This window comes from Streptomyces sp. RK62 (assembly GCF_018070255.1).
GTDB classification, from domain to species: domain Bacteria; phylum Actinomycetota; class Actinomycetes; order Streptomycetales; family Streptomycetaceae; genus Streptomyces; species Streptomyces nigra.
The window spans coordinates 168,714-182,456 of sequence record NZ_JAGPYD010000006.1 but is presented as its reverse complement, the minus strand read 5'-3'; the positions used below and the strand labels follow the sequence as shown (position 1 = coordinate 182,456).

Below are 13,743 nucleotides of genomic sequence, written 5' to 3'. Positions count from 1 at the left end.
GCAGGGTCACGACGAGTCAGGCCGTCGTCTCCGGCTTGGACGGGGCGATCTCAGCGATCAGGCCCTCGACCAGGGTCTTGATCTCGTCGCGGATAGGACGCACGGCCCCGACGCCCTGGCCGGCCGGGTCGTCGAGCCGCCAGTCGAGGTAGCGCTTGCCGGGGAAGACGGGGCAGGTGTCGCCGCAGCCCATGGTGATGCAGACGTCCGATTCGCGGACCGCGTCGACGGTGAGGATCTTCGGTGTCTCCTGGGAGATGTCGATGCCGACCTCGGCCATGGCCTCGACAGCGGCCGGGTTGATCTGGTCGCCGGGGTCGGAGCCGGCGGAGCGGACCTCGACGCGGTCTCCGGCCAGGTGGGTCAGCCACGCGGCGGCCATTTGGGAGCGGCCCGCGTTATGGACGCAGACGAACAGGACGGACGGCTTCCTGCCGGGGCTCTCGGGCATGACGGACTCTCTCGTCTCACGGTGGCACACCGCCACCCATGACATCGCCATCCGCTGATATCAGCGAAGGGTGATGTGACAGTATCAGTGCATGCTGACTTCAGTCGATCCTGATGTGATCCGGGCGCTGGGCGATCCGCTGCGCCTGGAGATCGTGACCCTGCTGGCGCGCGAGACGCTCTGCACGACGCACCTCGTCGAGGAGACGGGAGCCAGGCAGACCAACCTGTCCAACCATATGAGGGTGCTGCGCGAGGCGGGGCTGGTGGAGACCGAGCCGTGCGGCCGCTTCACCTACTACAAGCTCAAGCCCGAGGTCCTGGCCGGCCTGTCCGAGCAGTTCGCCGAACTGGCCGCCTCGGCCCGCACCGCTGCCGAGAACAAGAGGGCCTGCCCGTGACCTCCGCCGAGCCCACCCCCGCTCGCGCCCAGAGCGCCGACGCGGCCGGGGACGACTCTATCGTCAAGAAGCTCTCCACTCTCGACCGCTACCTCGCGGTGTGGATCCTGCTCGCCATGGCCGTCGGTCTGAGTCTGGGTCGCTTGGTCCCGGGGATGGACGACGCGCTCGCGAAGGTGGAGATCGGCGGGATCTCCCTGCCGATCGCGCTCGGCCTGCTCGTGATGATGTATCCGGTCCTGGCCAAGGTCCGCTACGACCGGCTCGACCGTGTGACCGGCGACAAGCAGCTGATGGTCTCGTCACTGGTCATCAACTGGGCCGTCGGCCCTGCGGTGATGTTCGCCCTGGCGTGGATCTTCCTTCCGGACCTGCCCGAATACCGGACCGGCCTGATCATCGTGGGCCTGGCCCGCTGCATCGCCATGGTCGTCATCTGGAACGACCTCGCCTGCGGGGACCGCGAGGCGGCGGCCGTCCTGGTCGCACTGAACTCGGTGTTCCAGGTGGTCGCGTTCGGGCTGCTGGGCTGGTTCTACCTCGACCTGCTGCCGCGCTGGATGAACCTCGGTGATGGCCAGGGCCTCGACGTGTCGGTGTGGTATATCGCGTTGAACGTCGTCGTCTTCCTCGGCGTCCCGCTGCTGGCCGGCTTCCTGACCCGCCGCATCGGCGAGCAGAAGCTGGGCCGCACCGGTTACGAGGCGCGGTTCCTGCCGACGGTAGGCCCGTGGGCGCTGTACGGGCTGCTGTTCACGATCGTCATCCTCTTCGCCCTCCAGGGGCAGACGATCACCTCGCGGCCGCTGGACGTCGCCCGGATCGCCCTGCCGCTGCTGGTCTACTTCGCGGTGATGTTCTTCGGCACCTTCCTCCTCGGCAAGGCCGTGGGCCTGGCCTACGACCGCACCGCGACCCTCGCCTTCACGGCGGCGGGGAACAACTTCGAGCTGGCCATCGCGGTCGCCATCGCCACCTTCGGCGTCACCTCGGGCCAGGCCCTGTCCGGTGTCGTCGGCCCGCTCATCGAAGTGCCCGTGCTGATCGGGCTGGTCTACGTGGCGCTCGCCTGGCGCAGGAGATTCACCGCCGACGCGGTGACGACGGCCCCGTGACGCAGCACGCGGACGGGATGGTGGTGGGCGACGGACCAGCGGAGCTCGGCGCCGACCACGCCCTGCGCCGGCGCGGCAGCCGTCTTGACGGGTCAGACGATGGCGGGGCTGCGTCGCTCGACGAGGACGACGTCGCGCCAGACGCCGTAATGGCGTCCGATCCGTTCCCGCGTGCCGATGACACGGAAGCCGGCCCGCTGGTGAACAGCGAGACTGGCGGTGTTCTCGGGGAAGATCCCCGACTGGATCGTCCAGATCCCGGCCCGTTCGGTGGAATCCACCAGAGCCTTCAGCAGGGCGGAGGCGACGCCCCGGCCTCGGGCGGCGGGGTGGACGTAGACCGAGTGCTCGACCACGCCCGTGTACGCACACCGGTCGGAGACCCGGCTCGCGGCCACCCAGCCCAGCACGGCCCCGTCCGCATCAAGGGCGGCGAAGCGGTGCTCGGGCAGCTTCGCCGCGTCGAACGCCTCCCAGGTCGGCGCGACGGTCTCGAGGGTGGCGTTCCCCTCGTCGATCCCCGCCTGGTAGACATCCAGGACCTGCACCGCGTGCTGCGGCGCCAGTGGCACGATCTCCGCGTTGGTGAATCCGCTCCCCACGACGTCCTCCCGTTGGACCTCGTTCATCTCAGGCCGCGCCCGGCAGGGTCAGCAGCTTGCCCATCGCCGCCAGCACGGACGACTCGACCCGGTAGTAGACCCAGGTGCCGCGCCGCTCGGAAGTGAGCAGACCGGCGTCTTTGAGCTTCTTCAGGTGGTGGGACACCGTGGGCTGGGAGACGCCCACGTCGGAGATGTCGCACACGCACGCCTCCCCGCCCTCGTGGGAGGCCACGGCCGAGAACAGCCGAAGCCTGACCGGGTCGCCGAGCGCCTTGAACATCCGCGCGGCCGTCTCGGCCTCCTCGGCGGTCATCGGACGCTCGGTCAGCGGCGGGCAGCACGGCGCCCCACCCTGACCGTCGGCGGGCTCGAGCAGCGGCAGCAGACTTGCATTCGACATGCGTCTATGTTGACACATGTCTAACCAGGGTGGGGAGGGTCGATTACGGCGCCCGGGACGAACTCGGTGCGGCTGTGCGCCAGCGGTTTGAGGAGGTCCACGACGCTGCCTGCGTCTTCGGACACGGGGACTGGGACGGCCGCGGCGTGAGCGGGTCTCGAGCGGGGGAGGGCAGGCCTGCACCTCCCCCGCGCTGCCTGCCCTCCCTCGTGCAGCCACCCTTGCCGGCTCGTCCCCGAGCCCGAGCATGATGCACACGCGCGCCGGTGCGCCGGCCCGACGAGCCTGAAGCCAGGATCCGCTCGCCCGTGCTCCCGCGCAGTAGATTCCGCACCCCTGCGGCCGATGTATCGGCACACCCCGCGCTACCTGGGGCGTTCGCGTGGCGCCGATGTGAAAACCCTGTGGAAGCGATGTCGGTGGGGCGCCCTATGATGCGCGAACGATCACGCGGACCAGGGGAGGGCGCGACATGTTCGGCAAGTTGTTCGGCAGGGGCGGGGACGGACCGGGGGCGGATCCGTACGCTCTGCCGACACCGCGCAGGAAGAACGGGACGTACGCCCTGCGCGCCCTCGGGGACACACGGGTACTGGCGGTCGAGGAGGCGGCGGGCACCGGTGACTGGGACGCGGTCAAGGCCGCACTGACTGCCTTCGACCTGGGTCATGACCACCAGGTCCTCGGCAGGCTGGCCGTCCTGGACGGGGTGCAGGACTGGATCGTCCGCGCCGTCGAGGAGGACAAGGAGCACCGGGCCCTGGCCCTGCTGATATCCGGGGCGCGTCACGTCAACTGGGGCTGGGAAGCCCGCACCAGCGCACGTGCCGTGGACGTCACCCGGGAGCAGTGGCAGGTCTTCCACGAGCGGCTCAACGTCGCCGAGCAGCACCTGTTCGAGGCCGCCGAACTGCGTCCCGACTGGATCACGCCGTGGCGTCACTTGCTCACCTCCGCGCGCGGCATGTCGCTCGGCGCCGCGGTCGCGGAGACCCGGCGCGACGCCGCCCTGCGCCGTGACCCGCTCGACCTGGAGGTCCACCTCGAATGGCTGTCCCAGCTCCAGCCCCGGTGGGGCGGCGAGCCGGGCGAGGCCCTCGAGTTCGCCCGCGCCGCGTTCGCCAAGGCACCCGACGGGCACCGGCTCGGCTGCGTCGTCGCCATGGCGTACGTCGAGGAGTGGGTGGAGTCCGACGACAGCTCCTGCCTGCAGCAGCCCAGGATCCGGACCGAGCTGAGGCAGGCGGCGGAGCGCAGCGTCCTGCACCACGCCTACGAGCGCCGGCTGGGCTGGCAGGGCGACTACAACATCTTCGCCATGGCCCTGTCCCTGGCCGGAAGCAGCACGGCCTCCAACGTCTTCCGCGAGCTCGAGGGCGCGTACACCGAGTGGCCGTGGGCGTACATGTCCGAACCGCAGAAAGCGTACGCGCGTCTCCGCAAGGCCTTCTGAGCCCCGGTTCGCCCCCGTCCGCTGCCAGTCGCCCGTCGCACGCCTTCACACCCCGGACCGCCGATGACCCTGCCCGAGAACACCGCCGACCGCACCTTCCAGGTCGACCTGCGTGGCCTCGTCGACCTGCTTTCCCACCACCTCTACTCCAGCCCCCGCGTCTATTTGCGTGAACTGATGCAGAACGCGGTGGACGCGCTCACCGCCCGGCACGCCCTCGAACCCGCCGCCCCGCCCGGCGCCTTCGGTATCCGGCTGTACGCCGACACCGCCGTGATCCGCGTCGAGGACGACGGCGTCGGCCTCACCGAGGCCGACGTACACACCTTCCTGGCCACGATCGGCCGAAGCAGCAAACGCGCCGACGGCATCGCCGAACAACGCGGCGACTTCATCGGCCAGTTCGGCATCGGCCTGCTGTCCTGCTTCCTGGTCGCGGACGAGATCCACGTGGTCAGCCGGTCCGCCCGCACGCCCGACGCGCCCGCCGTGGAGTGGCGGGGACGCGGCGACGGCAGCTACACCGTACGCACCCTGCCCGCCTCTGCCCGGTCCCGGCCCGGCACCACCGTCACGCTGACCCCGCGCGCCGACGCCGGCGAATGGACCCGGCCGGCGCAGGTACGGTCCCTGGCCGGGCACTTCGGCTCGCTGCTGCGCCACCCGGTGACCTTCGACGACGGCACTGGCCCCGCCTTGCCGGTCAACCCTGAGACGGCGCCCTGGGCGCGGACGTACCCGACGCCGGGCGCCCGCGCCCGCGCGCTGGCCGCGTACGGCGAGGAGGTGTTCGGCTTCGCCCCGTTGGACACCATCGAACTGGACCTGCCGGCCGTGGGCTTGAGAGGCCTCGCGTGCGTGCTGCCGGAGGCGGTGCCGGCCGGGCGCCGTCACGGCCACCGGGTGCACGTCAAGGGCATGCTGCTGTCGGAGCAGGCGGAGGAGATCCTGCCGGACTGGGCGTTCTTCGTCCGCTGCGTCGTCGACGCGGAGAGCCTGCGCCCGACGGCGTCCCGCGAAGCCCTGTACGAGGACGACACCCTCGCCGCCGTCCGTGACGCGCTCGCCGAGAGGCTGCGCGCGTGGATCGCCCGCGTCGCCGCGAGCGACCCGGACCTGCTGCACCGCTTCCTCCAGGCGCATCACCTGTCGGTGAAGTCGCTCGCCGTGCACGACGACGAGATCCTGCGGATGCTGCTGCCGTGGCTGCCGTTCGAGACGACCGACGGCCACTGCACCCTGGACGAGTTCTCCCGCACCCACCGCACCGTGCTGGTGACGTCCAGCGTGGAGGAGTTCCGGCAGGTCGCGGCCATCGCGTCGGCCGCCGGGCTCGGCGTGGTCAACGGCGGCTACACCTACGACCGCGAACTGGCGCACCGGCTGCCGGAGATCAGGCCCGAGGTGAGCGTCGCAGACCTCGATCCGGCGACCCTGACCGCGCACCTCGACCCGGTCGACCGGGAGACGGAGCTGGCCGCCGCGGCCTACCTGGCTCTCGCCCGGGACGCCCTCGTGGTGTTCGACTGCGATGTCGCGCTGCGCGCCTTCCAGCCGGCGTCCGCGCCCGCCCTTCTCGTCGACAGCCGCGAGGCCCGGCACGAGCGCACCCGCTCCCGGCTCGCCCGTGAGCAGGACGGCGGCCTGTGGGGCGACATCCTCGGCGCCCTGCAACAAGAGGCCCCGCGCGCCCAGCTGATCCTCAACCAGCTCAACCCGCTGGTGCGCACCGCCGTCACGATCGATGAGCCCGAACTGGCCCGCACCAGCGCGGAGGCCCTGTACGGGCAGGCCGCGCTGCTGTCCCGGCGCCCGCTGCGGCCCGCCGAGTCCAGCCTCATCAACCGCTCCTTCCTCGACCTTCTCGCCCACGCCCTGCGCAAGGACAGCTGATGCAGACCGCACCCCAGACCACCGACGAGCTGTACGAGGCGCTGCGGGAGAACGACCGGCGCCCCTACGGCCGCACCCGTACCGTCACCGCCGAGGAACTCGCCGAGGCGGCCGAGCTGTTCGGCGAGCCGGTGCCGCTGATCCACGCCCTGCTGGAGCTCCAGGAGGCGTACACATATGGCTCTGAGCCGCGGAAGTCGCCGGTCGTCTTCGCCCGGCTGCTGAACCTCTTCGACGAGCAGCCCAGCGTGTTCGACGACCGTCTGCGCCACCAGCTGTTCTGGCGGTTCAAGTGGGTCGCCAACGCGCTGCGCTCCCTGCCCGAGGTGCCGCTGGCCAGCCTGCGCCAGTGGCAGACGGAGATGCGCGACCGCTACGAGAAAGCCGGGCTCGAACTCCAGCCCTACTACGGACAGGCCTACCAGCTCGCCGCCCACGTAGGCGAGGACACCGCCCTCGCCTACGAGCTGTGGGCGGGCCGGACCCGCAGCCGCCTCAGCGACTGCGAGGCGTGCGAGACCTGCGAACGCGCCCTGTACCACCTGGCGGCGGGCGACGACGAGCGGGCGCTGCGCGCCTGGGAGCCGGTGCTGGCCGGCAAGGAGTCCTGCCAGGAGGAGCCGGCCCGCTCAGTGTCGTACGCGCTGCTGCCGCTGGTGCGCGCCGGGCGCACCGACGAGGTGCGCCGCCTGCACCTGGCCGGCTACCGGGGCTGCCGCCGCAACCCCTCGATGGCCGGGGAGATCGGCCGTCACCTGGAGTTCTGTGCGCTGACGGGCAACGAGGCGCGCGGTCTGGAACTGCTGGCGGAGAACCGCACCCTGTTCGACGAGGTGGACTCGCCGCTGTCCCTGCTCGACCTGCTCACCGGCGTGGAGGTGCTCCTCGCCCGGGTCGAGGCGCTGGGCCACGGGGAGCTGCCCACCGCCGGGTTCCCCGGCCGGAGCTGGACGGTGGCGTCGCTGCGCGCCGAGGTGCGGCGGCGCGCCGACGACCTGGCCGCCCGCTTCGACGCCCGCAACGGCACGACGGCCCACACCGACCGCCGCAGGACCCGTCTCGACCGGACGCCGCTGCTGGAGTCGCTGGAGCTGACCCTGCGGCCGCGGACCCTGGCCGACGTGGCTCCGGCGACCGCCCCAGCCGCACCCGAGCCGGCCGAGGCGCTCCCCGAGTCGCCCGCCGAACTGATCAAGCGGGCGCGGGAGCTGGACGAGCAGGGCCATCCGGACGCGCACGCCTGCTGGGCCCGTCTGCGTACCCTCACCACCGACCCGGACTACGTCCACCCGGACGACCCGGAGGCGGGCCCGCCGGCGCGGCTGCGTGCGGACTTGCTGGAGGAGGAGGCGACGCTGGCGGAGCGCAAGGACGCCCACGCCGACTCGGCCGCGCTGTACGAGGAGGCCGCGGGTCTGTACGAGGACGCCGAGCTCGCGGGCCACGCGGTGATCGCCCGAGCGAGCGCGGTCCTGGCGGGGGCGCAGGCTGTGCCTCCGTGGGCCGAGGCCGAGGACGCGGAGCGTGCCGTTCCCGAGGGGGCCGGCGCTGAGGGTGCGGATCCGCAGGCGCGGACCGCCGCTCAGGTCGCGGTGTTCTCGGAGGCGCACGAGGAGCTGGTGCGGCTGCACGAGCAGGCGCCCGGGATCGCCCCGTACCTGCAGGCCCGGCTGCTGCGCCTGCGGGTGAGCGCACACGGCCTGCGGCTCCAGGCGTCCGGGGACAGCGAGCACGTGGCCCCGGTCCTCGCGGAGGTGGAACTGCTGTTCGACTTCGCCACACGGCACGGCCTCACCGGGCAGATCGCCGCCGCCCGGCTGCTGCGGGCCACAACGCACGCCATGGCCGGCGACCTGCCGACCGCGCTCGCCGAGGCGGACGGACTGGTCGAGGTGCTGCGCACGGACGGTCCCGCCTGGCACCTGCCTCGCGCGCTGTCCCTGCGCGGCAAGATCCAGCTCGGCCTCGGGGACGCCGAGGCCGCCTACGCGAGCCTCAGCGAGGGGGTACGGCTCGCCGTCGAGTGGCCCGCCGAGTCGGTCGACACCCCGACCCTGCACGGCGAACTCGCGCAAGCCTGCATGGGTCTGGGCCGCACCGACGAGGCGTTGCGCCATCTGACCCGGTCGGCGGAGCTGGAACTACGGGCAGGCGCCCGGTTCGACGCGTTCTGCACCTACAGCAACGCCGCCCAGCTCAGCCTCGACCTGGGCCGGATCGACGACTGCATCGCGCTGCTCGACTCCCTGCTCCTGGAACCGGACGTCGTCGACGGCGAGCTGGACGACCGGCTCGTCGCCCAGTTGCGCCTGACCCGCGCCCGCGCCCTGCGCACCGGTGACGACCTCAAGGCCGCCACCGCGGAGTTCGTCGCCCTCTCAGCCGAGTCGGCAGGCTGGGACGACGACCCGGGGAGTCACGCCATGATCGCGGCGGAGACGGCCATACTGCTCGGTGAGGCGGGTGAGTTCACCAAGGCCCGCGAGGTCGTCGACCAGGCGCTCGCCGCCCACGCCCGCGACCCGCGGTACGAGCAGGTCAGCAACGCCTTGCGGGAGCTGGCCCGGCTGCGGGCCCAGCAGCACGGCCCCGAAGGCCTGACCGACGCCCGCGCCTTCCTCGACGACGCCGGCCGGGTCGCCGACGCGGCCCGCACTGTCGGCTTCAAGGCGCACGGCCGCTCCCTGGACACGGCCCTGGCCTACGAGCACGGGCGGATCAACGCATACGCCGGTGCCTACGACGAGGCGCTGGCCGCGCTGGACAAGGCCCTCGGGCTGCTCGGAGAGCCGGGTGAGGACCCCCACCTGGCCGCTGAGTGGGCGGAGTGCGTCCGCCTGGCCGGTGTCGTGGAGGGCGTCTACCTGGAGCGCACCGCCCCGGCCCTCGCCCGGATCGAGGCGGCGGCCGACCGGCTGACGTCCCTCGGCCACAGCGAGGAGGCCGAGCCCCTGACGGGGCTGGCGGAGCGGTTGCGCGACGGGGAGTGACTCGTGCCGGCGCCGGGGAGGGGTTCTTCCCCTCCCCGGCACCGAGGGGGTCCGGGTGCCGTCCCGTCTCACCATGAACAGGGACGGGTACTTGTCCGACGACCGCCCCCCGCGCCAGCGGCGTTACTCGCTGCCCGTAGGACGCTGACCGGCTGTGACAATCCCTTTTGACGTGCCGGTGGGAGATCAGGAGGAAGGCGAGGCGGAGGAAGGGCTCAGGAAGGGCTCGTGGATGTCGTCGCGTCGTCTTCCCAGCGCTTCCGCAAGCGGCGGAGGCCGTACAGCCCGGAGGTCGTCGGCTCGACGACCCGGCGGAAGATGTCCAGGCCGGTGCCGTATGACTGTTGACGTTCGGCGATCGCGGGTCGGATCTCGTGCTGCCGTAGGCGTCGGCGGTACTTGTCGTGGGCGTAGCCGCGGTCGGCGAAGAGCGGCCGCCCTTTCCTCAGCGCTGCCGGGATGCCCAGCGACGAGGGTCTGTCTCCAGCGTAGAACGGTCCCACCGTCCGCCGTCGGCGGCGGCGTCATAGGTGCTGTGAAGGAAGGCCGCCAGGGTCGCATCAGGGTCGGCGGATTGCCGCACGGCCTCGTACGGGAGGAGGAACTGACCGTGCTCACGACTGTACGAGGCTGCCTCGGGAACCACGGGAGCGAGTGAGAAACCCTCTGGCTCCGGATAGGCGTAGGAGTAGAAGGCTCCCTCCTCGCCTCCGCCCGGCCAGAAGCCGCAGCTACTGAGTTCATGGGAGTAGCCCTCGACCATCACCCAGTCTCCGCAGTGCGGCGCACCCCCCGGATGCACCGGCGCGCGCCGTCCGGAGAAGCGTGTGCACGCAAGATCCATCGCCCCCCAGAAGAAGTGGACAGGGCTCACCTTCCCCGCGAAGTACGAGCGGAACGCCGTCATACCTCGATGCGCCTGGACGAGCTGCTGCCAGAAAAGATGGACAGCGTGCGGATCGTAGGTGCGGTGCACGAAATCATCGGTGAAATCGATCGCCACCTCCGTCTCATTCGGATGATTCTGGATCCCGACAGGAACCCCGAGCTCGAACAGGCCTGACATCAGCCGCGCGTGGAACTCCATGACGGGCATGGAGCGCAGCGCCACGTCCCGCCGACCACCCTCGCTGGTTCGGACTACGAGTGTGTGCTGCGTGAAGTCGAATTCGATGTCGAACAGCCCCGACCCGTACGGGATCCCGGAGGTGGTCAGCCCGCGTGGAGTGACGTAAAGGGTCACCTGCCACCAGTGGTTGACCAGAGGCGCGCAAGCCAAGCGCACTTTCCCCACGATCTGCACCCACATGTGAAGTGTCTCGCGCGTCTCAGTCCACTCGTCGACCAGGAGCCGCGGCCACGCCGCTTCCTTCGCGAACTCGGCAGCTGCCATGGGAGCTCTCCTTTCACCGCATGGCCACAGGGCGGAGGCCAGCCGCGCAGCCCGAACTCCTCTGTCCAGCGTGACGTGGCGCCTGATCAGGGGCAAGCTCACATGGCGAGGGGCAGACCTGCCGCTTCGACGGGGGAGGAGGCGCCGCACTGGACCGCTCAGCGGAAACGAGCCTGCAAGGCCTCGGCCCGGCCCTGAGCCGCGGCTTTCATCGGGTGTCCTGCTTTTCGGCCCGTCATACTCTGAGTTCATGACCGCGATAGAAGTGATTCAGCTCTTGATCTCACCGATCCATCGCTATGTCGGACGGCCGGCCGACGGGCCGGTTGCGACGCAAGAGGACGAGCTGGTCGACAGCGTCGAGGTCCGGCGTACGCTAGGGATCGTCGGCGATCGGTACTTCGCTCATCCGGCACACCGTCGCGCTGCAATTACTCTGATGGCCGTGGAAAATCTTCCTCTGCATATCAATGGCGCGGTCGACCTTCGTCAGACACGCAGGAACGTGCTTCTCAGGGGGGTGGATATCGACGAGTGCGTGGGATCGACCGTCAGTCTGGACACCGGTAGCGGCCCCGTCCTGCTGGCAGTCAACAGCGCGGCACGCCCTTGTGCCTGGATGGAGACCACAATCGGAACCGGCGCCCAGCGTGCGCTGCGAAACAAGGGAGGCGTGCGCTGCACACCACTCTCCGACGGCATCCTGAGCTTGGGTAGCGCAGCATTCACCGTTACTGACACGGGAGTGGAAAAGGCAGGTCCGGACGCTTCCCGCTCCACGGGCACGACTTACGACCGCTGACACGGTGAGGTGGGCAGGCGGTGAAGGCCGTGTCCAGGGTGGGAGCTGAGGGTTCGCTTTGTGTAGCCGCAGCGCGAGCGACGCCGGCCGCAAGCCGCTGCCGGAGGGGGGTGACGGGAGGGTGTACTCCTTGCCTTCGCGGACGGTTCGGCCGTTACAACGGCAGCGGAACTGACACCCAGCCGGCTTGCTCGGGCTGGGCAGGAAAAGCGTTCATGCCGACGGACGGAGACTCGTCGGCGGAGGACGCCACCGGCCTTGTCAGTGCTTTCGACCATGTGACGAGTGCGGCGTTCGCGCGTGTACCCCGAGCAGAGCTGCCGCGAAGATCTCGATGGCCTCGGTGTCCGTTCCGTGGAGGAGTCCGGGCGCCGGCAGCCGAGGTGCCTGCCCGCGCGCGGAGGGTCATGGGGCGGACGGCTCCGCGACGCGGGACGGGCCCTGCGGCACTGATGTATGCGCAGCCGCGTATCGGGCCCGGGGGAAGCGGGTGCCTGAGCCACCCGGTCGCTGCGCACCGGGACCGGGCGCAGCACCTACCACGTCACACCCGGGGCGCCGGTGTCGACCGCAGATAGTCAATCCCGTTGTCGAGTGCCGCCTTGAGGTGCGCGGAGTCGCCGGTCGACATCATGATGGCGACCCCACCCTGGATGCCGGCGAGCAGCGCGGCGGCCGTACGGTCCACCTCCAGAGCGGGTGAGACCAGCCCGTTCTCCTGGAGGGCGCGGATACCACGGGCCAGATCCTGCTGCCACTGGCGCATCAGCTCGACGACGATGGCGCGGGCCCCCGGTCGCGAGCGCCCGACCTGCATGAAGAGCGAGCCCAACGGGCATTCGTCGCCCTGCTGTTCGTAGCGTTCGACGACCGTGTCCCGCCATCGCGTCCATGACTCCCACGAGTCCAGCCGGCCCAGGTGCGGCTGCTGGTCGGCCAGGACCCGGTCGGCCTCGAACTGGGCGACCTCCAGCAGCAGTTCGTCCTTGCCTCCCGGGAAGTAGTGGAACAGCTGGCTCTTGCTCGTGCCGGTCCGGGCGCGGATGTCGTCGAGCGTGGTGAGGGCGACCCCCCGCTCGCGCAGCACGGAGGCGGCACCCTCCACGATGCGGGCGCGCGTGGCACGCCCTTTGGCGGTCGAGGCGTACGGCATACGGACTCCCGATGGCTTCTGGCTCCTGGCCGACGGGCTTGTGCCCTGGCCCCGAACTTTTCTGGACTTGCCGGTCCATTTTCCACGACGCACAGTGGCACGCGAAACCGCGCGGGTCACCCGAGGCGCGACGCGGGACGACGAGTACCGGAAGGACGGACGGACCCATGAGTGAACGTCTGCGGAACAGGACGGCCCTGATCACGGGGTCGACCAGCAACATCGGCCAGGCCATCGCGGAGGCCTTCGCCGCACAGGGGGCCCACGTGGTGGTCTCGGGGCGGAACCGGGAGCGCGGCACGCGCGTCGTGGCCGGCATCCGGGCCGACGGCGGGCGGGCCGATTTCATCGAGGCCGACCTCGACGGCAGCGCGGAGGCGTCCAGGGAACTGGCCGAGCGGGCCCGGGAGGCGCTGGGCGGCCGGATCGACATCCTGGTCAACAACGCCGGCGTCTACCCCGCGCCAGCCACCACGGCTACCGACGAGAAGACCTTCGACCAGGTCTACGGCGTCAACGTCAAGGCGCCGTTCTTCCTCACCGCCGCTGTCGCCCCCTGGATGACCGAATCGGGTGGCGGCGTCGTCATCAACCTCGGCTCCTGGATCGCCCGCCTCGGCGTTCCGCTCGGCGCGCTCTACAGCTCCACCAAGGGGGCCATGGAGACCCTGACCCGGGCCTGGGCGGCGGAGTTCGGCCCGCGGGGCGTCCGCGTCAACGCCATCTCCCCGGGCGTCATCCTGCCCCCGTCCCCCGATGGCGTGGAGCCGAACGCGGGCGAGCAGATGATGAAGGGCACCCCGGCCGGCACAGTCGGAACCCCGGAGGCCATCGCCCATGCGGCCGTCTGGCTGGCGAGCCAGGAGTCGTCCTTCGTCCATGGCACGGTGGTGGACGTGGACGGCGGCCGGGCGGGGGTGGCGGTGGTCGCCGCGTAGACCACCCACCGGCGCCCGCCCAGGCCCCGCCCACTGCGCTCGGCTCTCACCGGCCGCCGTCCGTCTTCGCGCCGTGGGCGTATGGGGCGGGGGCAGCCGCAGGCATTTGCCTCGCCGCCGACGCTTTCGGCTGAAGTCGCCGCCGTGCGG

At 70.9% G+C, this 13,743-nt stretch carries 12 protein-coding genes; 7 read left to right on the top strand and 5 right to left on the bottom strand.

All coding sequences use genetic code 11. The features are described 5' to 3' along the window. Positions 1-16 precede the first annotated feature (16 nt). Positions 17-451, bottom strand: a complete 435-nt coding sequence (locus KBY32_RS13490) for an arsenate reductase ArsC (RefSeq protein WP_055620092.1) — start codon at positions 449-451, stop codon at positions 17-19. Positions 452-542: 91 nt separating this feature from the next. Here KBY32_RS13490 and KBY32_RS13485 point away from each other — a divergent pair, with 91 nt between their 5' ends. Together KBY32_RS13485 and arsB are read left to right on the top strand one after the other, a co-directional pair. Further along, the gene (locus KBY32_RS13485; protein ID WP_055620093.1) at positions 543-851 is read left to right on the top strand and encodes a helix-turn-helix transcriptional regulator; all 309 of its coding nucleotides are present in this window, start codon (positions 543-545) and stop codon (positions 849-851) included. After that, positions 848-1,966, top strand: coding sequence for an ACR3 family arsenite efflux transporter (gene arsB / locus KBY32_RS13480; RefSeq protein WP_210980163.1), 1,119 nt, complete (start codon positions 848-850; stop codon positions 1,964-1,966). Before KBY32_RS13485 ends, arsB begins: the two co-directional genes overlap by 4 nt. Before the next feature lie 92 nt (positions 1,967-2,058). Here arsB and KBY32_RS13475 read toward each other — a convergent pair whose 3' ends face one another. Then, positions 2,059-2,595: a GNAT family N-acetyltransferase gene (locus KBY32_RS13475; protein ID WP_210980162.1), complete on the bottom strand. Its 537-nt coding sequence runs from the start codon at positions 2,593-2,595 to the stop codon at positions 2,059-2,061. A 1-nt stretch (position 2,596) separates the two neighbouring features. Next, entirely contained in the window at positions 2,597-2,971 is a 375-nt protein-coding gene (locus KBY32_RS13470; RefSeq protein ID WP_210980161.1) for a helix-turn-helix transcriptional regulator, read from the bottom strand. A 472-nt stretch (positions 2,972-3,443) separates the two neighbouring features. Here KBY32_RS13470 and KBY32_RS13465 point away from each other — a divergent pair, with 472 nt between their 5' ends. The 3 genes from KBY32_RS13465 to KBY32_RS13455 all read left to right on the top strand — a co-directional run bounded on the left by KBY32_RS13465 (position 3,444) and on the right by KBY32_RS13455 (position 9,307). Next, positions 3,444-4,424, top strand: coding sequence for a hypothetical protein (locus tag KBY32_RS13465; protein ID WP_210980160.1), 981 nt, complete (start codon positions 3,444-3,446; stop codon positions 4,422-4,424). A 63-nt stretch (positions 4,425-4,487) separates the two neighbouring features. Continuing rightward, positions 4,488-6,317, top strand: a complete 1,830-nt coding sequence (locus KBY32_RS13460) for an HSP90 family protein (RefSeq protein ID WP_210980159.1) — start codon at positions 4,488-4,490, stop codon at positions 6,315-6,317. Continuing rightward, entirely contained in the window at positions 6,317-9,307 is a 2,991-nt protein-coding gene (locus KBY32_RS13455) for a hypothetical protein (RefSeq protein WP_210980158.1), read from the top strand. Before KBY32_RS13460 ends, KBY32_RS13455 begins: the two co-directional genes overlap by 1 nt. Positions 9,308-9,752: 445 nt before the next feature. On the opposite strand, the gene KBY32_RS13450 is transcribed toward KBY32_RS13455, so the two are convergent. Further along, the gene (locus KBY32_RS13450; protein ID WP_210980157.1) at positions 9,753-10,700 is read right to left on the bottom strand and encodes a DUF5996 family protein; all 948 of its coding nucleotides are present in this window, start codon (positions 10,698-10,700) and stop codon (positions 9,753-9,755) included. 250 nt (positions 10,701-10,950) lie between these two features. On the opposite strand from KBY32_RS13450, the gene KBY32_RS13445 reads away from it, so the two are divergent. Then, the gene (locus KBY32_RS13445; protein ID WP_210980156.1) at positions 10,951-11,502 is read left to right on the top strand and encodes a molybdenum cofactor biosysynthesis protein; all 552 of its coding nucleotides are present in this window, start codon (positions 10,951-10,953) and stop codon (positions 11,500-11,502) included. Positions 11,503-12,046: 544 nt separating this feature from the next. On the opposite strand, the gene KBY32_RS13440 is transcribed toward KBY32_RS13445, so the two are convergent. Then, positions 12,047-12,655 carry a TetR/AcrR family transcriptional regulator gene (locus KBY32_RS13440; RefSeq protein WP_210980155.1) on the bottom strand — a complete coding sequence of 203 codons (609 nt, stop codon included), beginning with the start codon at positions 12,653-12,655 and terminating at the stop codon, positions 12,047-12,049. A gap of 167 nt (positions 12,656-12,822) precedes the next feature. Between KBY32_RS13440 and KBY32_RS13435 the strand changes: the two genes are divergently transcribed. Further along, complete coding sequence (locus KBY32_RS13435) at positions 12,823-13,593, top strand: SDR family NAD(P)-dependent oxidoreductase (protein WP_210980154.1); 771 nt, start codon at positions 12,823-12,825, stop codon at positions 13,591-13,593. Positions 13,594-13,743: the final 150 nt, after the last annotated feature.

Coding starts and splice junctions, on each gene's coding strand:
- KBY32_RS13440 (WP_210980155.1), bottom strand. CDS start 12,655: ATGCCGTACGCCTCGACCGCCAAAGGGCGTGCCACGCGCGCCCGCATC.
- KBY32_RS13470 (WP_210980161.1), bottom strand. CDS start 2,971: ATGTCGAATGCAAGTCTGCTGCCGCTGCTCGAGCCCGCCGACGGTCAG.
- KBY32_RS13485 (WP_055620093.1), top strand. CDS start 543: ATGCTGACTTCAGTCGATCCTGATGTGATCCGGGCGCTGGGCGATCCG.
- KBY32_RS13450 (WP_210980157.1), bottom strand. CDS start 10,700: ATGGCAGCTGCCGAGTTCGCGAAGGAAGCGGCGTGGCCGCGGCTCCTG.
- KBY32_RS13465 (WP_210980160.1), top strand. CDS start 3,444: ATGTTCGGCAAGTTGTTCGGCAGGGGCGGGGACGGACCGGGGGCGGAT.
- KBY32_RS13475 (WP_210980162.1), bottom strand. CDS start 2,595: ATGAACGAGGTCCAACGGGAGGACGTCGTGGGGAGCGGATTCACCAAC.
- KBY32_RS13445 (WP_210980156.1), top strand. CDS start 10,951: ATGACCGCGATAGAAGTGATTCAGCTCTTGATCTCACCGATCCATCGC.
- KBY32_RS13460 (WP_210980159.1), top strand. CDS start 4,488: ATGACCCTGCCCGAGAACACCGCCGACCGCACCTTCCAGGTCGACCTG.
- KBY32_RS13435 (WP_210980154.1), top strand. CDS start 12,823: ATGAGTGAACGTCTGCGGAACAGGACGGCCCTGATCACGGGGTCGACC.
- KBY32_RS13455 (WP_210980158.1), top strand. CDS start 6,317: ATGCAGACCGCACCCCAGACCACCGACGAGCTGTACGAGGCGCTGCGG.
- KBY32_RS13490 (WP_055620092.1), bottom strand. CDS start 451: ATGCCCGAGAGCCCCGGCAGGAAGCCGTCCGTCCTGTTCGTCTGCGTC.